The following is a 21,592-nucleotide window of genomic DNA, read 5'->3' on the forward strand; positions in this document are numbered from 1 at the left end:
ATTTAGGGTTTTGGGTTAGGTTAATTATTTAAAATCGCCACATATAAAGGTTTTTATGCCTAGGGTATTAAAAACTGTGGCTTTATGCTTAGCGGCACTATTTGCTGATTCTAAAGAGTCGGCATAGGCCACTTGAATATGGTTGGCCTTATGTCTAGCCATCATCTGATTCTTGGAAATCCCTGGTAGGACTGCATGCATGATAGGCCAAACCGGCGTTGTGTTATCCCATCTTCTTTGAGTTTCTTCCTCCGACAAAGCAACCACTTCACCAACGCCTATATCACAGGAAAGAGAATCATTTTCAACATATATTCTACTCCAAACTATATGACCTGGCTTACTAATACCTTTTAAGCTTCCTCCACCTTTCTTGAAATACATTGGAGGTTGACGCTCACTACTTGCTCCGGTATATCCTCCAATAAAATGGGCAGGAGGTGCTGCTCCCGATATTAAAAACACCCAAACAAATTCAGGCTCTCCATTGATGAGGTATTCCTCACCCCATCTGATATCATGGAGGGTAGTTTCTGGATCTAATCCAAGAGTCAACCAGAGCTTAGTGGTAATAAGCGCATCAATACCAGCACACTCGTCCACTTCATTGAAGTGTGGTAATACCGATTTAGGATAAAGCTCAATACCATCTGCATCAAAAACAGGCGGACGATCCATGTTATTCAATAGACCTTCTGCTAAATCACTTGCTGCTACTAAATCTTTCAAGCCTTGTTGGTACTGAATCCCTATGGTATCGCACCCATATTGAGCCGAAATTCTCATTGCAGCGATATACATTCTACACTGCTCAAGTGTCTGTTCTTTGGTAAGCTCTATAGCTGGATTAGTGCCCCAGTTGAATGTCATTCCTTTCTCAAGAAGCCAGTTCAAAACCGATTGAGCTTCTGATTGACCAACGCTCAACATTTCTGCATAAAGTGCAGACTGACTTAGTCTTTCTTTAAAGATCCCGAGTTTATTCAATAGTTTATCTGGTACTATGGCATTGAACATGCCCATACACCCTTCATCGAAGACACCCATTATGGCTTTATTTTTCAAAAAGTCTCGGGTGAAATCCTTAGCAGAAACTCTAATTGAGTCCGATATCTCTATTGAATCAAAATTCTGAACATGTGAGTCATCATGTTGGATAACTCCTGTCTTAAGCCATTCGGCTAATTTTTCCTTAAAAAAATCATCTTGAAAATCATTACTCCATAGCGTACTATAAGTAGCCTCTGCTTTTGTTAATGATCCATTCAGATTCAACATCCCTACTAATCCTGAAGACATTCCTTCCCAGTTTGCCAAAGTCAAAATCGGACCCTTATGCGTCATTAATCCAGGCAATACGTGATGTGTGTACTGCCAAACACTTTCTGCAACTATGATAGGTAATGTCGGATCAAGAGATTTAAAAACTTCCATCCCCATCTTTTGAGAATCAATAAAACCATGCTTCTTTGAAGAGTCATAGCTGTGTCCACGGAGAACTTGATAACCGAATTCATTAAGTGTGGTTTCAAGCTGCTTTTCCATTTTTTCTTGGAATTTCCAGCCAACCTGATTGGCATCTAAACGTAGATCACCACTGGTAACTAATAAAATTTTATTTCTAACGTACATCTGCTAACTCGTGGGTTTATTGAATGAACATGTACAAATATGAGAGAAATCTATACGGTCAAATTATTAAATTCAGGCAAAAAATTATACTATCCTGTCAATCTCCTTAATTAAATATGGTTTTTACATCGATTGCACTGATATTCATTCGATAAATCATACAAAAAGTCAGTATCACACATTTAAAATTAAATCAAACAGTAAAATGAATTAAGAAAAGCATATGAAACCTCATTTTCACAAAGTACCCAGTAGTTCAGACAGTTCTTATAGCTTTAGATATGACAAAAAACCAAATTTTGGCACACTGTGGCACTTCCACCCAGAATTAGAACTGCATTACATTATCAAAGGTGAAGGCACCCAATACATAGGTGATACGGTCAGTAGTTTTTCCGATGGGGATTTAATCTTACTAGGTGAAAACCTACCCCATACCTGGCGATGTACGGACAGGTATTTTCAAGCAAATCCTGCTATAGAAGTGGAAGCCTTTGTACTTCAATTTTTACCTACCTGTTTTGGAAGAAATTTCCTAGACTTACCAGAAGCTTTATCAATCAAGTCGCTATTTGAAACTGCAAAAAAAGGCATGATAATACAGGGACAGACTAAAGCCAGAATAATAGAAGCATTGCATGAATTAAAAAACTCGTCTAATTTAAAACGCATTATTCTACTGCTTGAGATTTTAGAAATATTGAGCACGTCTACAGACTATAAATCCATTTCTCCCGGATATGCCAATAGTCATCTGGTCAATATTTCAGAGATGCATCGACTAGAAAAAATTTACTCTTACGTATTAGCTCATTATCGTGAAGAAATTAGTTTAGAGAAGATTTCTTCCATCGCCAATCTTAGCTTGTCGAGTTTTTCTCGATATTTTAAAAAAATGACAAATAAGACCTTTTTTGAATTTCTAATTGAGATCCGAATATCCAATGTGTGCCGAGCTTTACTAGAAGATAAATTGCCCATTGAGGTTATCTGCTTTGAATGCGGTTTTAACAATGTTTCTAATTTTTACAGGCATTTTAAAAAAGTCACGGGAATGACTCCTTTTGCTTATAAGAAACAGTATTTGTCTTAAATCCTCCTAAAGAAAAGACCATTACTTATTGTACCTATATACCACTATTATTGATTATATATAGAGGCACATTGTAAAGCCAAGGGTGTTTAATGAAAATTCTATCTGCTGACGAGCGGATGTTCAGGATGGACACCTAATCCTGCTTTATATTACACCTCCGAAAAAATCATGGGTCCTTATACTAAGCATGGCAACCCATTTATTGGCGATGCAGGCAACAACTCTTTCAATTCCCAACCCTGTTTTATATTTAAAATCCCAGGTTACAAAGACGCCTATCTCTACATGGGTGATCGATGGAATGGAAGTGGTAAGCCTGAGTCAGAATATGTATTTCTTCCTATCACCATCACAGAAAAAGGTGAAATGGAAATTCACTGGTACAATGAATGGAATCTGAGCATGTTTACACCCGAGAAAAGGAAGTAAGTATTGCTTAACTGAGTCAATCTGAAAGCACAAATTACACGTAACTGGTACCAAATCTCACCAAATTTAAAGAGATGATTACCCTATTGACTCCACAGAAATAACTAGCTTACTAAAGCAAATTAAAAACCTATTAGCATGAAGATCTATCTTTCCTCACTCCTACTCCTTGTTTTGTTTTATAATTCCGCTTGTTCACAAGACAAATCTCCTAACTCACCTAGTCGAAAGTTTACCGTTGAGGAAGCTTTTCCAAAGCTTTCTTTCACCAGACCAGTGGATTTTCAACATGCAGCTGACAACTCAAATCGAGTGTTTGTGGTGGAGCAACGGGGTGTTATTTCAGTTTTACAAAATGAGACTGGAGCTTCTACGAAAACTGATTTCCTGGCTATTGAAAGTAAGGTAGATGATTCTGGAAATGAGGAAGGGTTATTAGGTTTGGCGTTTCATCCTGACTATAAAAGCAATGGTTTTTTCTATGTAAACTATACCGCGGCCAATCCTGATCGGACGGTCATTTCCCGATTTTCTGTCTCCACTTCAAACCCAAATCAGGCAGATGCAGCAAGTGAACTTGTTCTATTAGAGTATGGTCAGCCATATGGCAATCATAATGGAGGCCAAATTTCATTTGGTCCGGATGGGTATCTTTATATAGCGGTAGGTGATGGAGGAAATGGCGGAGACCCAAAAGGAAATGGACAAAACAGAAGTACCTTATTGGGAAGCATTCTCAGAATAGATGTAAATCAAAAAAATGGATCTATCAACTATTCAATCCCTGCTGACAATCCATTTGCAAACAATAACGATGGCTACAGAGAGGAGATTTATGCCTACGGCTTGCGCAATCCTTGGAGATTTAGCTTTGACTCAGCCAATGGACAACTATGGGTTGGAGATGTAGGACAAAATAAGTACGAAGAGATAGATATCGTCAAGAAAGGCGGGAATTATGGATGGAATACCATGGAAGGTTTCCACTGTTATAATTCCCCGGATTGTGATAAAAATGGACTAGAATTACCTGTTTGGGAATACGATCGTTCTCAGGGAGATATTTCCATCACAGGAGGTTTTGTTTATCACGGCACTGCTCACCAAGAATTGGAAGGATTGTATATCTATGCAGATTATGTGTCAGGTAGAATCTGGAGTTTGGATACCAGCAACCCTCAAAAACCTATAAACACCGAATTATTGAATGCAGATTTCCCCATCTCCTCTTTTGGTGTAGACCAAAATCAGGAGTTATATATCTGTGGATTTGATGATAAAATATATAAGCTCAGCTACGAATAAAACTCATATACCAATTAAACTATATCATCATTGAAGCTACCAGAGTGCAATCTGCTACCACTTCTTAGAATCAGATAACCTCCCGCTATGCCAAGCGCTATTTTAAGCGCTACATTTCGCTTACTCACTGCTAGCGACAAAACATAAGCTCCTGATACTAAAGAAGTCAAGCCTTCTGAAAAATGTGTGGCTTTCTTCAAACCATACATGACATTATTTTTTTCGTGTTTCATAGTGCTGTGTTTTAATTTTAAAACTGATCACAAATAGTTCTATTTATATTTTCTCAACAAGCGATATCCCCTGTTGATATTTGAAAGTTGACAGGAGATTTTACACTAGGACGGATTTCTATTTTCAATCCTTTTGCTGCGAAAAGACTACGAAGGGTGCGCTCGTAAAACTTAGTACTCGAACTCCACAGATCCTCTTCTTCCTTGTCAATTTCTACGCATTCAATATTTTGAAGAAACTGAGAAGAAATCAATTTAGTAATCCACTCAAAATCAATAGTCTGTATTCTCCCTAGGCTTACTTTTTTACCCAGATGCTTAGCCCAAGTAGTAACAAACACAATGTCTTCTGCAAAAATATTCTCAGCATAATCTTGATTTGATCTATTTTCCGGATTTCTCCATAGTTCAAGTAGTGTAAAGTGCTGCCCATGTTTGTGAATGAAGTACTCCACTATTTCCAGTAAAGAATGTTTTTTGCAAGCTGAACGACGGGATGCCTTCGAAAAATTATCAAAGCACAGTTCCAGTTCGAAACTCTCGGCCAAACTAGGCACAAGCCAATCATACCATTTCAGTCCTCTTTTGGTATTGAATTCTGCGCAATCTATCCCTAATCGTAGGGAGGTTATGCCTTCAGATTTAAGTCGGTCGACAGTACGCTTTAATTCGTTCTTACTTCTTACCGTGAACCACATCACTCCCTCCGTCATGGATTCCAAGTAAGAGGGGTCATTTACTGGAAGTGAATTTAATTTCATAAGACATGAATTTTGAATTGAATAATTTCTCAAGCCTACCTAACAACGTAAGCTTACTATACAATCATTTCAAAAATTCCTCCGAAATTAAAAACCACTCTACAGGCTCTTAAATAGCATTTCCAAATTTCCCCAAAACAAAATGAGAGACAAAATTTACTCAATCTGCGGAGCGGAATCATATCCTAATTTCAAATCACAGCTCATTTAAATTAACTCCTACCCCTTCACGAGCCTGTTTTTGAGATAGGAGCAGAGCAAAGTCAGCTCATCAGTTCTATCAAATCCATCTCCTGCTTATGACGCTGTATAGGTAGATCAAAAAGATCCAGAGATCACCCAAAGTAACTTGTAAACAACTTGATTTTTCCACGCTTTTTTTTGCACTTTTAATACCTGAATTCTCATACAAGTTTTTAGGTAACCCAGATTGAATATGATTGATATTGAGCGCTTAGACCATGTGCTGATCACAATTCCAACAAATACACGAGAAGAAGCACTGCGCTTTTACACCGAAACACTTTCTCTTAAAGAAATCCCTGGAAATCATCCTAATGGAGCCATTTGGGTAGCATTTGGTGACATCGAACTGCACATACGAGAAGAGGCTATTCATCAACACAATTCTGCGAGGCATGCAGCCATGGTGGTAAAAGACCTAGCCGGAGCAAAAGCTTTCTTGCAAAAAGAAAATGTAGAGATCAGTTATTCTTCGGTAATCGAAGGTCGTGAACGATGTTTTTTCAGAGATCCTTGGGGGAATAGATTTGAGCTGATAGAATACAATAAAGAAGTATAATGCCCGCTCCTTATAGCTCTGGACAAACTGAGTTTTACACCTTACACTTCCAAGTTTGAAAGGCTGATTAAAAAGTAAGCTTTTTCCGACAAGACCTAATTTTCAAAGGCAATCAATCAAATATTAGCACCATTTAAAATGATTCTTCTGCTTTAATCGCTTATTTTTTACTTTATTCGGGTTCTAAATAAACCCGAATCACACTTAATTACAGAAATTCTAAGTTTTAAATTCAAAGTATGAAATCGAGCGTAAAGCAAACTACACTCAAAAACATGAGTATCAAGTACGCGAGATTAATCCCAATTCCTTTCAGGAGTATCGGGACAACCTTTGAAAATCAATTATAATCATATGAAAGAAATAGTAGAAGCTATTAATGCAGTTGTTTGGAGCAATGCCCTGATTTTTCTTTGCTTGGCAGCCGGAGTATATTTCTCCTTTGCCACCAAATTCCTTCAAGTTACCTATCTAAAAGAAATGATTCAGCTCTTATTCAAGGGTGAATCATCTAAACGAGGAGTATCCTCATTTCAAGCTTTCGCAATTGCCATCTCTGGAAGAGTAGGGACAGGAAATATCGCAGGAGTAGCTACTGCCATAGCCATGGGAGGACCTGGAGCCATTTTCTGGATGTGGGTCATCGCATTCCTAGGTGCGTCCTCAGCATTTGTAGAATCCACCCTAGGCCAAATCTATAAGGAAGTCAATGACGGACAATACAGAGGAGGGCCGGCTTACTACATAGAAAAAGGGATCGGCAAGAAATGGTACGCAATGCTTTTCGCCTTTGCGACTATTCTAGCGACAGCCATATTTATGCCGGGCGTACAAAGTAATAGTATTGCCTTGAGTATGGCCAATGCCTTTGATATTCCGGTGATGTACACTGGTATTTTGATCACCATACTGATGGGCTTGATCATTTTGGGTGGTGTTAAAAGGATCAGTAAAGTAGCCGAAGTGGTGATTCCATTTATGGCTGGTGCTTATATCCTGATGGCTGTCGTGATTATCTCAATCAACATTACAGAAGTGCCTTCAATCTTTGCTTTGATCTTCAAATCAGCATTCAACATGGAAGCTGCTTTCAGTGGAGTATTTGGTATGGCGATCGCTTGGGGAGTTAAAAGAGGAATTTATTCCAACGAAGCTGGACAGGGAACTGCACCACATGCAGCGGCTGCAGCCGAGGTTAGCCATCCTGTGAAACAAGGCTTGGTTCAGTCATTTTCAGTGTATGTAGATACGCTGTTTGTATGTACCGCAACTGCCTTGATGATCCTATTTACGGGTCAATATAATGTCGAAAACCCAGATGGTGGATTTCTGGTTGAGAATCTTCCAGGGGTTGCTTATGGGCCAGAATTCACCCAGTATGCCGTGGCGTCTCAATTCCCTACTCTTGGAGCAGGCTTTGTAGCGATTTCTTTGCTATTCTTTGCCTTTACTACGATCATGGCCTATTACTATATCGCAGAGACCAACTTGAGTTATTTGATCAGAAAGACCCACAATAAATGGGGAATCTGGGTACTAAGAATCGGTATTTTAGGAGCTACATTCTATGGAACGATCAAAACTGCCGAAATGGCCTGGACTATGGGCGATATCGGTGTAGGCCTGATGGCTTGGCTCAATATCATTGCAATCATCCTTCTACGTAAGCCCGCTTTCAAAGCATTGAAAGATTATCAGCGTCAGAAGAAAGAAGGCAAAGATCCAGTCTTTATTGCTAAGGATGCTGGGATTGATAATGCTGATTTCTGGGTTAAAAGAGATTAGTGAATTTAACCGCAGTGTTCGCATAGGAACGCGGAGGGCGCAATCAGATTCACCAGAGAACATTTATAAGCCGGCATTTGATTGTCGGCTTTTTTTTTAATTTGGTAGTGATAAAGTCAAACGCCAAAAATATTGGCCATCAAATCTTACAAAAATGAAAACTCTAAAAACCCTCATCACCTGCCTCCTTCTACTCACTTTTTTGGGATGTGAGGATGATTCTGATCCCTCTTCTATCACTGTGGAAAGGTACGTGGAGTTATTAAAGCAAGGTAAATACGATGCTGACCAGTTGCCGGAGTTTTCTTCTGGGGACATTCCAGCGCTTCTAGCTTATAGAAATGAAAGTCAGCTCATTAAAGATTTTCCTGTCAATACTCTTTCATCCTCTTTGACTCCCGAATGCACTTTAGGAATGTATGTCCTATGGACAATTGAATCTATTCGAGCACGTGCGATAAACTCCAAATACCTGTTTCATACCTACCCATCGCAAAATCCAGTGGTTGAAAACAAAGAAGACTTCGAGTGGATAGAGCAAAACAATGGTGTTCGCGCAACTGTAGCTCAATCCTACTTTGACTGGTGGGAAAATAACAAGAACAAAGACTTTGATAAGTTCAAAGAGATTGATCCACTGTCGAACACTGAATATCGCTGGCATTAATTCTCCTGATTTCATTAACAATCACTGGCCATCTACCCTCTTAAAAATCAAACGCTAGACGAAAATTTCAGGCTCTCCATCTACTGATACCTCTTCCTATATTCTCTGGGAGTACAGCCATTGATTTTGAGGAAAGCTGCATTAAAGCGGCTGATGGAATTGAAGCCGCAGTCAAAAACGATGTCTGTGATGCTTTTGTCTGTTGATACCAACTGCCGCTGTGCGTGAGAGATTCTTTCCTCGGTGATGTATTCGCTAAGTGTACTTCCAAACGTCTTTTTGAATATTGAATTCGCATGATCAGGATGCAAACCAACCGCATGGCCTATATCCGATACTTTAATGGGGTCGAAATAATTCTGAGCGATGAAAATCGCAATCCGCTCTACCTGACTGATTTCATTGGATTGAAGTGAAGTATGTTCCTTTTTTTCAGAGGACAAATTACCAATAGACATTCTTCTCAATCGTGCATGGATTTCTAATAGCGCAACTTCAGGAGAACCACCTTCATTAATATCTTTCAGCCAATTGTTAAAAAGAAATTCATCGTAGCTAGAATGAACTTCCGAAGCATCAAATAGCACTTCTCCTTTTAGCAGGCTGTCTACAAAAGGAGCTGAAAGCTTCCATTCTAAAAATACTGAGAATGGCACAGTACAAACGTAATAAGGATTATCGCTCTTGAAATCAATTATCTGATGAGGGATAAGCCCCCAGAAAATGGTTAGTTTTTTAGAAGGAACAGTTACTTTGTTTCCTTGAAAAAGATAGGTAATCCCACCTTTTGGGAAATAGTTTATTTCGATCTCATTATGTCGATCTGGCTTTCTCATCAGGCTCGGAGACCATATTTCACAGGACAAACCATAAGGCTTAAACTCGTTTCTACTTTCATCAAAAGTAATTTCCATCTGGGATTCCAATAGGTTTATACAGAAATGTAGGTAGTTTTTCTGCTAATACGAGAATAAATTTACATTCGAATAGGTAAGATTGATTTTTTATCAGGTCATAAATAAGAAAACATAAAGAATGAAATCGAAAAGGCGAAGTATATCGGGTTTATTGGCATTACTGTTTTTTGCTTCCTTATTAAGTTGTAGCCAAGCCCAAGACAAGCCTCATAAGCCGAGGGTATTGATCAGTTCAGATATAGGCGGGACAGATCCTGATGATTTCCAATCGATGATTCACCTATTGATGTATGCAGATAAGTTCCAGATCGAAGGCTTGGTTTCATCGCCTTATGGAGAAGGTAATACCCAGAATTTTCAGCATATGATTGATTTGTATGAAAAAGATTACAATCAACTCCTTCCCCATGCTCCAGAACTTCCTACTCCACAGTCTCTGAGAAAAATTACCAAGCAAGGCCAAAAAGATGCTGCTCCTTTCAAAGGATACACATCCCCTACTGAAGGATCAGAGTGGATAATTAAATGTGCGAAAAAAGAAAGTGAACAACCGCTTTGGGTACTTGTGTGGGGAGGAATCGAAGATCTTGCACAAGCCCTTCATGACGCTCCGGAAATCAAAGAAAATATCAGAGTATACTGGATAGGTGGCCCCAATAAAAAGTGGAGTATCAATGCTTATTCTTATATAGCAGAACATCATCCAGACCTATGGATGATCGAGGCAAATGCGACCTATAGAGGCTGGTTTATGGACAATGATTCCCCGGAAGACCTCAAAGGAGAAGCTTTTTATGAAAATTACATTCAGGATCGAGGTGCTTTGGGTAAGGATTTCATCAACTATTATGAAGGCAACATTAAAATGGGCGACACACCTTCGCTTGTTTACCTAATGAACGGAGATCCCAACAACCCTACTGGAGGAAGCTGGGGCGGAAGCTTTGAAAAGATCAGCAACAGTTCAAGAAATGTATTCTTGGGTGGAAGTACTGCGGAAGATACTGTGGCGGCATATGCAACTATTGAATGGAGATTTGAAGGACCAGAAATAGCTATCTCAGCGGATTCTGCAGTATTTGAAATGGAAGTTCAAAATCAAACATGGCCTGGATATTATATTGGAAATGGAATTTATGGAGTAAAGTATTCTTCTAAAAAACCTGAAAAAGGATCATATAAAACTTCTAGTACTATACCTGAATTGAATGGACTGGAAGGAGCTTATTTCAGCACGATTCCCTGGCCTGGAAAAGCCAGTCCAGATGATTATCAACTAGGTTCCAATTGGTACAGTGACCGATTAGATCCAGCGCTTTTTATCGATGATCAGCAAGGGGCGAAAACCGTCTCAAAATACAGAAAGGAGTTTTTAATGAACTGGGCTGAGAGATGGAAATGGCTGGAAAAGTAATTTTGACTACTTCAAATTCAAAGAATTAATAATACACCCATTAGTATGAAAAAAATCATTTTAATTACCGCTTTGAGCATGTTCGCCTTTACTTTGGCATTTTCTCAGCAACTGGCATTTCCCACTGCTGAAGGTTATGGTAAATTTTCTAAAGGAGGTCGTGGAGGAGCGGTTTATGAAGTCACCAATTTGAATGATAGTGGTGAAGGAAGTTTGAGAGCTGCTGTCGATGCTTCGGAACCCAGGACTGTTGTCTTCAAAGTTTCTGGAACAATAGAACTGGAAAGTGCACTACGTATCAAAAACCCCTATATCACCATAGCTGGTCAAACAGCTCCAGGCGATGGTATTTGCATCAAAAAGAATCCCTTAGTGATCGATGCGGATCATGTGATTATCCGATATTTGAGAGTAAGACTTGGGAATGAATCCGGGGATGATACTGATGCTGTCTCTAGTAGATATAACAAGCATCTTATTTTAGATCATATTTCTGCCAGTTGGAGTGTCGATGAAACCATGTCAATTTATCATAATGATAGTATAACGGTACAATGGAGTATTATATCGGAGAGTATGCACGACTCAAATCATATAAAAGGAGCTCATGGCTTTGGAGGTATTTGGGGATCAAACTATAGTAGCTATCACCACAATCTTCTAGCGCATCATGGTAGCCGAAATCCAAGAATGGCTTCAGGATCTGGCTACACTGATTACCGAAATAATGTAGTCTATAATTGGGGGTACAACAGCACTTATGGTGGAGAAAACCAGCAAGTCAATAATCCAAAATTTGCATTTTCTACCATTAATATGGTCGCTAACTATTACAAGCCAGGACCTGCTACAGAACCCGGTGAGCTTCGGTATAGATTAGCCAACCCAAATATGCGGGATACAACAAGTGATTTTGGAAAATGGTATATCGCTAAAAATGTAATGGTAGGTAATGAAAAAGTGACTGCCAACAATTGGGACGGTGGGATACAGCCTCAAGGTGGAGAAGCAAATTTGAAATATGTGAAGCTTGAAAAACCATGGGAAGCTATGCCCATAAACCAACAGTCAGCAGAAGAGGCATATGACTTAGTGCTTGCACACGCCGGAGCAACTTTACCTAAGCGAGACGAAGTGGATACGAGGATAGTCCATGAGACAAAAGGTGGTTTTACAACTTACGAAGGAACAACCTATAGAAAAACCCAATCTTTAGCTGATCCCTCAAAAAAATCAGGGATAATAGATACCCAAAACGATGTAGGTGGCTGGCCTGAACTGAAAAGTTTACCTGCTCCAAAAGACACCGATCATGATGGAATGCCAGATAAATGGGAAAAAGCAAACAACCTAAATCCCCAAGATTCGGCTGACCGAAATCTGGTGAAAGATGGCTATACCATGTTAGAAAAGTATTTGAATTCAATCAAATAGGAGTCCGGAATCAGCTAACCACATCCAAAAACAATTTATAATCTGACCCATCAGGAAACACATAATTTTCAATTCATGAAAAAAGCAAGCCTCTCTCTTTTACTAATTTTAATTCTTTCATACAGCCTTTTTGCGCAGCAAGACACAAAGAAAGCTCCTCCAAAACCTCGAATGGTTGTCTTAACAGACGTATCCACTTGGGAAACTGATGATAGTGAATCTCTAGTCAGGTTGCTCGTACATGCGGATTTATATGAAATCGAAGGACTGATATTTACTACAGGCTGGAGTCTGGATAAAACACGGGATGATTTCATGGACTTGATTCATGATGCCATAGATGCCTATGAAAAGGACTTGCCCAACTTGATGAAGCGCTCTAATCAACAAGATTTTCTGGCCGATGAATCACATCAACAAATAGGCTACTGGCCAAGTCCGGAGTATTTGCGAAGCATTACTGTCTTTGGAAGTAAAAACAGAGGCTTCAAATTCATTGGTGCAGATAATAATTCTCCCGGAAGTGAGCTGATCATCAAACTTGCGGATGAGGCGGATGAACGTGCGCTATGGATTACCGTTTGGGGCGGAGGAAATACTTTGGCTCAAGCTATCTGGAAGGTTCAACAGGAAAGAAGTGAAGCGGATTTGAAGACTTTTCTTCACAAAATCCCAACCTATACGATCACCGATCAGGATAGAGATCAGAAAACTGATTTTGCCATTAGCTCACACCAATGGATGAGAGGGGAGTTTAAGGATGACCTACTTTTTATCTGGGATGAAGCCGCCTGGAAATATCAGAACGGAACCGGAAAAAACAAATGGGAAGAATATGCCGAACATATCCAATCGAATGGAAATTTGGGCAAAGTATATCCTAAATATAAATACGGTGTGGAAGGAGACACGCCAGCTTTTTTACACCTGATGCCCAATGGACTGAATGATCCGATGGTTCCAACTCAAGTGGGTTGGGGTGGTTATTTCGTGAAGGGAATCAGTGAAGACAAGGCAACGGATTCTTTCACCAACTTCCAATCTCCTGTCTACGATAAATCAAGAGAATACTCAGCGTACTTCTACCCTGCCACTTTCAACAATTTCGCAGCCAGAATGGACTGGGCAAACGAAGGAAAAGGAAACCGAAATCCAATAGTTGTCATCAATAAAAATGAGGGAATAGAACTTCTCCGCGTGCAGTCAAAGAAACGTGGAATTGTCATGCTTGATGCTTCCAAATCATATGACCTGGAAAATGACGAGCTCAGTTTCAAATGGTGGATTATACCTGAAGCGGGCAGCTATAAAGGCGAAGTAACCATACCAAACAGCGAGTCCAAGATTGTCAAATTTGATCTCCCAAAAGACTTCTCAGGAAAGACAATTCATTTGATCTGCGAAGTCACTGATAATGGTTCACCGAATTTGACCAGTTATCGAAGGATAATTATAGCCGGGAAATAGCATCGAAAGCCGACGATAATTCGTCGGCTTTTTCGTTTTTAGCCTTCTTATAGAGAAGCAATTCTCCAAATCTGGCGCTGCTCCTTGAGATTTGAAATCACATCTTTGTTTAAACCTGACTTAGAAACCATTACTTTCGGATTAGCAGCAGTTTCAAGACAGAAGGATAGTTGTGATTTAGAATTAAGCATGAAAGATTTAGCAGGAAAAACAGTACTGATCACCGGAGGAGCATCTGGTATTGGCAAAATCATGGTTCGACTGATGCTGGAGCGAAAAGCCAAGGTGATCATTTGGGATATCAACCAAGCCAGCATTGATGCTACTATCTCGGATTTCAGAAACGGAGAAGCAATTTTCGGATACCAAATCGATGTCTCAAATCTTGAGCAAATACAGGATACTGCCTTAAAAGTAAAGCAGGAAATAGGAGTCGTTGACGTGCTGATAAATAATGCCGGGATAGTAGTAGGCAAATTCTTCCATGAGAATTCTACAACTGATATTACTAAAACGATGGAAGTCAACGCCAACGCACCGATGTTGGTCACTAGTGCTTTTTTGGGAGATATGATTAATCAGAATTCTGGGCATATCTGCAACATCGCTTCCTCTGGAGGACTTATTTCTAATCCAAAAATGTCAGTCTATGCAGCAAGCAAATGGGCGCTAATTGGTTGGTCGGATAGCCTTCGATTGGAAATGAAGCAATTGAATAAAGACGTGAATATTACGACTATCATGCCCTATTACATCAATACTGGCATGTTTGACGGAGTAAAATCAAAAATCCCGATTCTCGAACCTGAGGCGGCAGCACTTACGATTGTAAAAGCCATCGAGAATAACACAAGAATGCTGACTATACCAGGATACATTTATCGATTGACTCGGATAGGCCAAGGTTTCTTGTCAGTCAATGCTTTTGATTGGTTTGCTGGTTCTGTGATGGGCATTTATAAAACAATGGAACACTTCGTCGGTCGAAAGAAATAAGATTTCAAAGAGCAATGTTTCACACATAGAATTCAGGCTTTCTTTAGTAGCACTTACACTATCAATCACTATAGTATAGTCATCTAGGTTTTCGTCTATTATTTATTTATATCCGTTCTTGCATCAATAAAAGACAAAAGCGACTTAGCAAATGGTTAAAATTAGCAAATTCGGCACTTCAGTCATCGGTCTTCCGATAGCTATCGGAAGGTCCTCCCGCCACCTACCCAAAGAAAATAAGATACTTGGCATAATTGACATAATTAGAATTTTTTAATAAAATGATCATACTAATTGGAGCAGGCTTATCGGGTCTATTGACGGCTTACCGCCTAAAAAAGGAAGGAATTCCATTCAAAATTCTAGAGGCTAGAGCAAGAATTGGAGGAAGGATAAACACGGTAGTAGGATCAGACAATACACCTGTAGAAATGGGAGCAACTTGGTTTACAGACCAGCACCAGCATTTGCATGCACTCTTGAATGAGTTGGGAATTGGATATTTCGAGCAAAGCATGGCTGGTAGCGTACTCTTTCAAAACTCTCCAAACTCACCCGCAGAAGCTATACAAATTCCACCTCAGGCTCCTAGCTACAGAATCTCTGGAGGTACATCTCATCTGATCAATACTCTATATGCTGCGCTGGATAAAGATGATATTTTACTAAGTCAAGAGGTGAAAGAGATCCACTTTCACCAAACGGGTGTAGAGGTGATAGCAAAGGAAAGCTTTGAAGCCAGCAAAATTGTATTGGCTCTTCCTCCTAAACTATGGGCTCAGAAACTCTCTTTTTCCCCAACACTTCCTAGCAAGTTGATGGACACGGCCGTACTCACCCATACTTGGATGGAAGATTCCATTAAGGTTGCATTGAGTTATAAAGAGCCATTTTGGGAAAAACAAAAACTCTCCGGAATGCTATTCTGCAACACAGGGCCAGTTACGGAGTTTTACGATCACAGCAATCATGAAAGATCCACTTTTGCCCTGTGTGGATTCGTCAACTCCTACTTCAAGAGGATGACTTATGAGCAGCGAAAGGCTAGTGTCATCATGCAGTTGCAAAATGCTTTTGGAGTGGAAGCTACAAGTTTCTTGGATTACACAGAATGCGTCTGGAGCGAAGAGAAGCACACGTATGAATCCTCGGAACCTGAGCTTTTCCCTCATCAAAATAATGGAAACCCAATTTTCAAAAACACCTTTTACGATGATCGAATGATCATTTCCAGCGCAGAATCTGCGGCTCAATCTCCCGGATATATGGATGGTGCAGTGTATGCTGGGAATGTAACTGCAAAAAAGCTGATCGCTGCCAACTAGGATTTCACCACACATGTTTAAAAGCCGACAGTTACTTGTCGGCTTTTTCATTTTTAGTTTGATGATTGTTAAAAGAACTCAAATTCATCTTTAATGAATAGCAACTTAAAATTTGATCTCTAATTTGGCAATCCCACAACAAGGGATGCCAATGAGAATCATTTTACTCGCTATTTTATTTTCTATTTCCCTTCATCTTCATGCCCAAGACGAAGAGACTATAGCCTGGATCAATGCTAATTCAATACAAATCGAAGATGCAAATCCTGATACTGAACTTGTTATTTTCGCTGACAATGTTCCAGATAAATTTGCCGAAGCTCATATTTTTGGATTCGGAGAAGGTTCCCATCATGGAAAAGAATTTTTTAATATAAAGGCTAAATTCTTCAAGTATTTAGTAGAAACTCAGAATGTAAAAGCCTTTATAATGGAGGAGGCTTACCAAACTGAGGCGTCTGTAAATGAATGGATAAGTGGAGGAGATGGGGATGTTTATAAAACAATGAATAAATTCACCTTGGCTCCTTGGCATTGTTTGGAAGTAGTTAATCTTTTGAAATGGATGAGGGATTACAATTTAAGCAAGTCCAATGAAGAACAAATTCGCTTCTATGGAATGGATATTCAAAGTGGGAATGACATTAATCTAGAAGTTCGTGATTTTGTGAAAACTCATAAAATCCCTGTTGGTGAAGAACTTCTTGCAGCAGCAGACAGTTGCTCTACAATTGGCTATAGTGAAACATCAGATTGGGCAGGAAATCAAATCCCGAAGCTTAAAGAAATAGAACAAATCATTGTAGATTTTCAAACTAAAACTGAGCAGAATACTAGCCAAGAATATACATCAATACTAAGATCTCTGAATTACTTAATCAAACACACAACTTATCTACAAAACCGAAAGAGTGAAGTAAGGGATTTGAAAATGTTTGAGAATGTGAAATGGATAGTAGAAAATAAAACCAAAAATGGGAAGGCTTTTATTTGGGCGCATAATGATCACGTCAATAACCTAACTTTCAATTACTACGGTATGCCGTGGATAAATTTAGGAAGACACTTGAAAGAGCATTATAAAAGTGATTACTATTCCGTTGGTTTTGATTTTGGAGTTGGGACTCTTCCGGGTGCGGTAATTAAGAACAACAAGCCTATTTATTGGGAAAGCCACACCCTTAACAGCCCATTTCGAAAAACATATGCAGAAACGCTCATGAAGGCAGATTTTGATATTTACTTTGTTGATATGAAAGAAGCTGTTACAGGCGACTCAACAAACTTTTTCAGTACAGAAAATAGACAATTAGGTCTTGGAGGACCAGGTTATAACCCTAAAAAGAAATACCTCATTACTAAAAAATTTTCTGAAATGTTTGATGGAATAATTTTCATAGATAGTATTTCGGTGCCAGATTATAATTTGAAGAAGGACTAAAAAAACAACACTATGTCAATCACAAAAGAATCAGAACTAATTGGAATGAAACGCATCTCAGAAGTGGTGGGAACTACACTAAAACTGATGAGAGAATACGCTAAAGTTGGAATGTCCACTAAGGAAATTGACGAATTTGGAGGCGGAATTTTGAAAAGTTACGGAGCCAAATCAGCTCCTTACGAAACCTATAAATTTCCCGGCTATTCTTGCATTAGCATCAATGAAGAAGCTGCTCACGGAATACCTTCCAAGAAGAAGATTCTGAAAGAAGGAGATCTAATTAATATAGATGTGTCCGCGGAGCTGAATGGTTTTTGGTCAGACAACGGTGGTTCTTTTGTACTTGGTAAGGATATTTATAATCACCAACCTCTTGTGGATGCTTCTAAAGACATACTTCACAAAGCTATAAGCGCGATTAAGGGCGGAGTAAAAATCGCTGACATTGGTTATTTGATAGAGACTGAAGCTAGAAAATCAGGTTTTAAGGTCATTAAAAACTTAGCCGGACATGGAGTTGGAAGGAGTTTACATGAAAAGCCAGAAGACATCTTAAACTATAGAGTCAGAAGCAATCGAGAGCGATTTAAGAAAAATACCACCGTCGCAATTGAGACTTTTATCTCAACCCATTCTACCATCGCTGTAGAGCAGAATGATGGCTGGACTCTGGTAGGAAACAAAGGTGGATTTGTCACTCAGCATGAACAGACAATTCTCATCACAGACGATGCGCCAGTGATTTTGACGAAAGCGAATGGATTTTGGGATTAACAAGCTAAAATCAGCCTGATCGAGAATTTACATGCTTTGATTTATTAAAAACCTGAACTTCGAGTCCCTACAAAGATGTATTACTTAATCTTAAATTCTTAACAGTGGACCGAGCCTTACAACATTCAGATTAAAATCTCACCGAAATTCTTAATTTGGTCATAGTGAAACCCAGATGACCTGTGGACTATTGCGATATAGACGCAAAAGGAAATGGGAGTTGAGTATATACATGTGTTGGCTGCAATACCCTGAGAACTATTTTTAAATTCTATATACATAGAATTTTGATGTATCATAATTCTATGTATATTCGCTTTATGAATTCTACAGAACTACTAAAAGGAACTCTTACAACCATCCTACTTAAATTACTTGATGAAAATGGGAAAATGTATGGCTATGAGCTAACTCAAAAAGTAAAGGAACTATCAGACAATAAAATATTAATTAAAGAGGGTTCCCTGTATCCTGCCTTGCACAAGCTGTTGAGTGATGGTCTTGTGGAAGTTGAGACAGTGAATGTAGGAAAACGGATTCGAAAATATTATTCTATAACAAAACAGGGGCAGGAAAGAAAGATCGCATTATATAATGAGCTCAGTGAGTTTATTAAGACAATTCAGCATATTGTATTTCCTCATCAAAAAGCTTCTTTTCTATGACTTTAGAGGACCAAGAGGTTTCTTTTATAAAAGGGGAAATTGAAAAAAGTGAAATTTCTATTTCAGAACTTAAAGATGACTTGCTTGATCATTTTTGCTGCTTTATAGAAAACGAACTAAATAAAGGGGGTTCATTTGAATCTGCTTATGTAAAAGCCTTGAATCACATTTGCCCCAATGGATTTGATGAAATTCAAAAGGAAACTATTTATTTGTTAAACTCTAAAAAGATAATTGGTATGAAAAAGATTATGTATTTAATTGGTCTTCTAGCCTCTATGAGCATGACCCTTGGGTGGTTATTTAAGTATTTAAACTGGAAAGGTGGAGGAGACATGTTAACTTTTGGAATGATTTGCTTTTTACTGCTCTTTTTGCCAATGCTAGCTATTAATAGATATAAAATGACCTTGGGTAAAGCTTTATCTGAAAAACTTAAAATCATTTTAGGCTTCAGTGGAGCAATTGTAACTGGTTTAGGTATCATATTAAGGACAAGCGGAATGCAATACGGTTCTTTATTAGTTGTTATAGGAACATTAATAATTGCATTCGGATTTCTGCCTTTCCTGTTTTTTCGAATGTACCGAAAATCAATAGAGCAGATTTAATTTAAATAAAAATGTACAGCTGTCAATATTGGCTAAGAGCAAGTGGGCGGAAAGTGCTAAATTTAAAAGTCATTAACTTTGATAAACTTTGATAAACTTTGGTTGTGACGCAAAGTGACTCTGTTTTAATACCCACCTGCTCTTAGCCTTCTCCGTTACCCAGTCTCCCTGACGCATACCTCCCATTCTTTGAATCCATTCTTCGAGATATGTAATCTCGAACCCCTACCCTTGGATTTCTAATGGTCTCCACATTTTTCTGAACTTATCTAACCGAAATTCTTAATTTGGTAGTAGCGAAACCCTATGACTTTGGTGCAATTGCGAAATAGACGCAATAAGAAAAGATAGATGCAAATAATGGTGTTTGTGTTTATAGTAAATTTCGGACTTGAGCGAAACGGATTGCAAAAGAACAAGTCAAATAAAATTATGAATATGGGAATCAAAAAATTCAATGACACAATAGACAATTGGCTGAACGAATTAGATTCCGTCTCCATAAATCGACTATCGGAAAAGCCATATGGAACAGGTTGGTCAATAGGTCAATTATATCGGCATATCATTGAAGAATCAAATTGGTATAACAGTCAAATTGAAATTTCATTGACAGATGATACCAATTCAACTATCCCAACTACCGAAGATGCCCGAATTCTTCTAGAGAGAGGTTCTTTTGAAAACAAAAGTTTCCAAGGCGATCCACTAATCCACGAGAATATTGAACAGCCGTCCAGCATTGCTGAAATAAAATTTGATCTTGAATTTCTAAAAACCTATACTAATAAACTTTGGGACAGAATGAATAACACCTCCTCATACGGAAAATCTGAACATCCGGGAATTGGATATTTAAATTGTTTTGAATGGTTACAATATTCGGAGATGCACATGAGACATCACTTGGAACAGAGAAAACGAATTGAACTTTATCTAGATCAAAACAACATTGTGGAAAAAAAATAACTACGACATCAATTTACCCATATACACAGTAAATATAAGGAAATAAGAAATCAACAATCCTTGGAAACAAAATGAATCAATTCTCATCTCCCTCGGAATAGATCTACCAAGAGCTTGACCCTCGTTTTATTCTTCATAAAAAAGTAGCATAATACTGATAACTCGGATGAGTTTAACCAACATTCTACCCCTGTCGCATACCTCCCACTCTTTGACGTTTTTAGACCTTACCTATTTTGTGACTTATCGGTAGATTTGGATAGATATAAATCACAGGCACTACAACACCAAAATAACTATGGCTCTGATCAACCCTTACATCAACTTCAATGGGAATGCAGAAGAAGCATTCAACTTTTACAAATCTGTGTTTGGTGGAGAATTCGCAAATATCACGCGCTTCAAAGACATGGACATTCCTGAAAATCAATTTGCAGACCATGAAAAAGAAAAGATCATGCACATTGCTTTGCCTATCGAAAAGAATGTCTTAATGGGCAACGATGTCCCAGAAAGAATGGGTCGGGTAAATGAAAATGAGAACAGGTCTAAAATATCTATAGCTGCAGAAAGCAAAGAAGAAGCTGAACGTATATTTAACGGACTTTCTGCTGGAGGAAGTATTGAAGTGCCAATGGATGAGAGTCCATGGGGTTCCTATTTCGGGATGTTCAGAGACAAATACGGGATTGAATGGATGGTGGATTTTGACCCAAAACACAAAGGGAAAGTATAAGCAGAATCAACTAAACTTAACACCATCCTTACACTCCCAATAAGCTTAGTCTTTTTGGGAGTGTTTTTTTTGTCCAAAAACTAATTTAAGAGAGAACAAATCACTATAAATCAATCAATTACAGTAGGTT

Annotated in this window: 22 protein-coding genes; 17 read left to right on the top strand and 5 right to left on the bottom strand. The window is 38.7% G+C overall.

What is annotated here, in order from left to right; all coding sequences use genetic code 11:
• Positions 1-24: 24 nt before the first annotated feature.
• Positions 25-1,545 (bottom strand): fucose isomerase, encoded by a 1,521-nt coding sequence (locus tag BM291_RS11105; protein WP_245786840.1) that lies wholly within the window; start codon positions 1,543-1,545, stop codon positions 25-27.
• A gap of 310 nt (positions 1,546-1,855) precedes the next feature.
• On the opposite strand from BM291_RS11105, the gene BM291_RS11110 reads away from it, so the two are divergent.
• The 3 genes from BM291_RS11110 (at position 1,856) to BM291_RS11120 (ending at position 4,462) form a co-directional block, all read left to right on the top strand.
• The gene (locus tag BM291_RS11110; protein ID WP_092897347.1) at positions 1,856-2,725 is read left to right on the top strand and encodes an AraC family transcriptional regulator; all 870 of its coding nucleotides are present in this window, start codon (positions 1,856-1,858) and stop codon (positions 2,723-2,725) included.
• A gap of 171 nt (positions 2,726-2,896) precedes the next feature.
• Positions 2,897-3,157 (top strand): glycoside hydrolase family protein, encoded by a 261-nt coding sequence (locus BM291_RS11115; RefSeq protein ID WP_245786841.1) that lies wholly within the window; start codon positions 2,897-2,899, stop codon positions 3,155-3,157.
• Positions 3,158-3,295: 138 nt separating this feature from the next.
• Positions 3,296-4,462, top strand: a complete 1,167-nt coding sequence (locus tag BM291_RS11120; RefSeq protein ID WP_092897349.1) for a PQQ-dependent sugar dehydrogenase — start codon at positions 3,296-3,298, stop codon at positions 4,460-4,462.
• Between the two features lie 14 nt (positions 4,463-4,476).
• Here the strand turns inward: BM291_RS11120 and BM291_RS11125 are convergent, their stop codons facing one another.
• Together BM291_RS11125 and BM291_RS11130 are read right to left on the bottom strand one after the other, a co-directional pair.
• A complete protein-coding gene (locus BM291_RS11125) occupies positions 4,477-4,695 on the bottom strand; it encodes a hypothetical protein (protein ID WP_092897351.1) in 219 nt (72 codons plus the stop codon).
• 53 nt (positions 4,696-4,748) lie between these two features.
• The gene (locus BM291_RS11130; protein ID WP_092897353.1) at positions 4,749-5,456 is read right to left on the bottom strand and encodes a hypothetical protein; all 708 of its coding nucleotides are present in this window, start codon (positions 5,454-5,456) and stop codon (positions 4,749-4,751) included.
• A gap of 436 nt (positions 5,457-5,892) precedes the next feature.
• On the opposite strand from BM291_RS11130, the gene BM291_RS11135 reads away from it, so the two are divergent.
• The 3 genes from BM291_RS11135 to BM291_RS11145 all read left to right on the top strand — a co-directional run bounded on the left by BM291_RS11135 (position 5,893) and on the right by BM291_RS11145 (position 8,710).
• Entirely contained in the window at positions 5,893-6,258 is a 366-nt protein-coding gene (locus BM291_RS11135; RefSeq protein WP_092897355.1) for a VOC family protein, read from the top strand.
• 354 nt (positions 6,259-6,612) lie between these two features.
• The gene (locus BM291_RS11140) at positions 6,613-8,043 is read left to right on the top strand and encodes an alanine/glycine:cation symporter family protein (RefSeq protein ID WP_092897357.1); all 1,431 of its coding nucleotides are present in this window, start codon (positions 6,613-6,615) and stop codon (positions 8,041-8,043) included.
• Between the two features lie 154 nt (positions 8,044-8,197).
• Positions 8,198-8,710: a DUF4943 family protein gene (locus BM291_RS11145; RefSeq protein WP_092897359.1), complete on the top strand. Its 513-nt coding sequence runs from the start codon at positions 8,198-8,200 to the stop codon at positions 8,708-8,710.
• Positions 8,711-8,790: 80 nt separating this feature from the next.
• Here BM291_RS11145 and BM291_RS11150 read toward each other — a convergent pair whose 3' ends face one another.
• The gene (locus BM291_RS11150; RefSeq protein WP_092897361.1) at positions 8,791-9,624 is read right to left on the bottom strand and encodes a helix-turn-helix domain-containing protein; all 834 of its coding nucleotides are present in this window, start codon (positions 9,622-9,624) and stop codon (positions 8,791-8,793) included.
• Positions 9,625-9,745: 121 nt separating this feature from the next.
• Here BM291_RS11150 and BM291_RS11155 point away from each other — a divergent pair, with 121 nt between their 5' ends.
• The 3 genes from BM291_RS11155 to BM291_RS11165 all read left to right on the top strand — a co-directional run bounded on the left by BM291_RS11155 (position 9,746) and on the right by BM291_RS11165 (position 13,942).
• Positions 9,746-11,041 (top strand): nucleoside hydrolase-like domain-containing protein, encoded by a 1,296-nt coding sequence (locus BM291_RS11155; RefSeq protein WP_092897363.1) that lies wholly within the window; start codon positions 9,746-9,748, stop codon positions 11,039-11,041.
• 45 nt (positions 11,042-11,086) lie between these two features.
• Complete coding sequence (locus tag BM291_RS11160) at positions 11,087-12,475, top strand: pectate lyase family protein (RefSeq protein WP_092897365.1); 1,389 nt, start codon at positions 11,087-11,089, stop codon at positions 12,473-12,475.
• Between the two features lie 75 nt (positions 12,476-12,550).
• A complete protein-coding gene (locus BM291_RS11165; RefSeq protein ID WP_092897367.1) occupies positions 12,551-13,942 on the top strand; it encodes a DUF1593 domain-containing protein in 1,392 nt (463 codons plus the stop codon).
• Between the two features lie 47 nt (positions 13,943-13,989).
• On the opposite strand, the gene BM291_RS22045 is transcribed toward BM291_RS11165, so the two are convergent.
• Entirely contained in the window at positions 13,990-14,133 is a 144-nt protein-coding gene (locus BM291_RS22045; RefSeq protein ID WP_175499685.1) for a hypothetical protein, read from the bottom strand.
• Here BM291_RS22045 and BM291_RS11170 point away from each other — a divergent pair.
• The 8 genes from BM291_RS11170 to BM291_RS11205 all read left to right on the top strand — a co-directional run bounded on the left by BM291_RS11170 (position 14,132) and on the right by BM291_RS11205 (position 21,462).
• Positions 14,132-14,938 carry an SDR family oxidoreductase gene (locus BM291_RS11170; RefSeq protein ID WP_092897369.1) on the top strand — a complete coding sequence of 269 codons (807 nt, stop codon included), beginning with the start codon at positions 14,132-14,134 and terminating at the stop codon, positions 14,936-14,938. The genes BM291_RS22045 and BM291_RS11170 overlap by 2 nt on opposite strands.
• A 281-nt stretch (positions 14,939-15,219) precedes the next feature.
• Positions 15,220-16,263: a flavin monoamine oxidase family protein gene (locus tag BM291_RS11175; RefSeq protein WP_092897371.1), complete on the top strand. Its 1,044-nt coding sequence runs from the start codon at positions 15,220-15,222 to the stop codon at positions 16,261-16,263.
• A gap of 151 nt (positions 16,264-16,414) precedes the next feature.
• Positions 16,415-17,704 carry an erythromycin esterase family protein gene (locus BM291_RS11180; protein WP_217647304.1) on the top strand — a complete coding sequence of 430 codons (1,290 nt, stop codon included), beginning with the start codon at positions 16,415-16,417 and terminating at the stop codon, positions 17,702-17,704.
• Positions 17,705-17,716: 12 nt separating this feature from the next.
• Positions 17,717-18,481 carry a type I methionyl aminopeptidase gene (gene map, locus BM291_RS11185; protein WP_092897375.1) on the top strand — a complete coding sequence of 255 codons (765 nt, stop codon included), beginning with the start codon at positions 17,717-17,719 and terminating at the stop codon, positions 18,479-18,481.
• A gap of 320 nt (positions 18,482-18,801) precedes the next feature.
• Positions 18,802-19,146 carry a PadR family transcriptional regulator gene (locus BM291_RS11190; RefSeq protein ID WP_092897377.1) on the top strand — a complete coding sequence of 115 codons (345 nt, stop codon included), beginning with the start codon at positions 18,802-18,804 and terminating at the stop codon, positions 19,144-19,146.
• The gene (locus BM291_RS11195) at positions 19,143-19,757 is read left to right on the top strand and encodes a hypothetical protein (RefSeq protein ID WP_092897379.1); all 615 of its coding nucleotides are present in this window, start codon (positions 19,143-19,145) and stop codon (positions 19,755-19,757) included. The genes BM291_RS11190 and BM291_RS11195 overlap by 4 nt, the downstream gene beginning before the upstream one ends.
• Positions 19,758-20,195: 438 nt before the next feature.
• Positions 20,196-20,726: a DinB family protein gene (locus tag BM291_RS11200; protein ID WP_175499686.1), complete on the top strand. Its 531-nt coding sequence runs from the start codon at positions 20,196-20,198 to the stop codon at positions 20,724-20,726.
• Positions 20,727-21,024: 298 nt separating this feature from the next.
• The gene (locus BM291_RS11205) at positions 21,025-21,462 is read left to right on the top strand and encodes a VOC family protein (RefSeq protein ID WP_092897383.1); all 438 of its coding nucleotides are present in this window, start codon (positions 21,025-21,027) and stop codon (positions 21,460-21,462) included.
• Positions 21,463-21,592 lie beyond the last annotated feature (130 nt).

Origin of the sequence: Algoriphagus aquimarinus, from assembly GCF_900112005.1 — a bacterium.
Classification (GTDB): domain Bacteria; phylum Bacteroidota; class Bacteroidia; order Cytophagales; family Cyclobacteriaceae; genus Algoriphagus; species Algoriphagus aquimarinus.

Coding starts and splice junctions, on each gene's coding strand:
- BM291_RS11105 (WP_245786840.1), bottom strand. CDS start 1,545: ATGGAAAAGCAGCTTGAAACCACACTTAATGAATTCGGTTATCAAGTT.
- BM291_RS11110 (WP_092897347.1), top strand. CDS start 1,856: ATGAAACCTCATTTTCACAAAGTACCCAGTAGTTCAGACAGTTCTTAT.
- BM291_RS11115 (WP_245786841.1), top strand. CDS start 2,897: ATGGGTCCTTATACTAAGCATGGCAACCCATTTATTGGCGATGCAGGC.
- BM291_RS11120 (WP_092897349.1), top strand. CDS start 3,296: ATGAAGATCTATCTTTCCTCACTCCTACTCCTTGTTTTGTTTTATAAT.
- BM291_RS11125 (WP_092897351.1), bottom strand. CDS start 4,695: ATGAAACACGAAAAAAATAATGTCATGTATGGTTTGAAGAAAGCCACA.
- BM291_RS11130 (WP_092897353.1), bottom strand. CDS start 5,456: ATGAAATTAAATTCACTTCCAGTAAATGACCCCTCTTACTTGGAATCC.
- BM291_RS11135 (WP_092897355.1), top strand. CDS start 5,893: ATGATTGATATTGAGCGCTTAGACCATGTGCTGATCACAATTCCAACA.
- BM291_RS11140 (WP_092897357.1), top strand. CDS start 6,613: ATGAAAGAAATAGTAGAAGCTATTAATGCAGTTGTTTGGAGCAATGCC.
- BM291_RS11145 (WP_092897359.1), top strand. CDS start 8,198: ATGAAAACTCTAAAAACCCTCATCACCTGCCTCCTTCTACTCACTTTT.
- BM291_RS11150 (WP_092897361.1), bottom strand. CDS start 9,624: ATGGAAATTACTTTTGATGAAAGTAGAAACGAGTTTAAGCCTTATGGT.
- BM291_RS11155 (WP_092897363.1), top strand. CDS start 9,746: ATGAAATCGAAAAGGCGAAGTATATCGGGTTTATTGGCATTACTGTTT.
- BM291_RS11160 (WP_092897365.1), top strand. CDS start 11,087: ATGAAAAAAATCATTTTAATTACCGCTTTGAGCATGTTCGCCTTTACT.
- BM291_RS11165 (WP_092897367.1), top strand. CDS start 12,551: ATGAAAAAAGCAAGCCTCTCTCTTTTACTAATTTTAATTCTTTCATAC.
- BM291_RS11170 (WP_092897369.1), top strand. CDS start 14,132: ATGAAAGATTTAGCAGGAAAAACAGTACTGATCACCGGAGGAGCATCT.
- BM291_RS22045 (WP_175499685.1), bottom strand. CDS start 14,133: ATGCTTAATTCTAAATCACAACTATCCTTCTGTCTTGAAACTGCTGCT.
- BM291_RS11175 (WP_092897371.1), top strand. CDS start 15,220: ATGATCATACTAATTGGAGCAGGCTTATCGGGTCTATTGACGGCTTAC.
- BM291_RS11180 (WP_217647304.1), top strand. CDS start 16,415: ATGAGAATCATTTTACTCGCTATTTTATTTTCTATTTCCCTTCATCTT.
- map (WP_092897375.1), top strand. CDS start 17,717: ATGTCAATCACAAAAGAATCAGAACTAATTGGAATGAAACGCATCTCA.
- BM291_RS11190 (WP_092897377.1), top strand. CDS start 18,802: ATGAATTCTACAGAACTACTAAAAGGAACTCTTACAACCATCCTACTT.
- BM291_RS11195 (WP_092897379.1), top strand. CDS start 19,143: ATGACTTTAGAGGACCAAGAGGTTTCTTTTATAAAAGGGGAAATTGAA.
- BM291_RS11200 (WP_175499686.1), top strand. CDS start 20,196: ATGGGAATCAAAAAATTCAATGACACAATAGACAATTGGCTGAACGAA.
- BM291_RS11205 (WP_092897383.1), top strand. CDS start 21,025: ATGGCTCTGATCAACCCTTACATCAACTTCAATGGGAATGCAGAAGAA.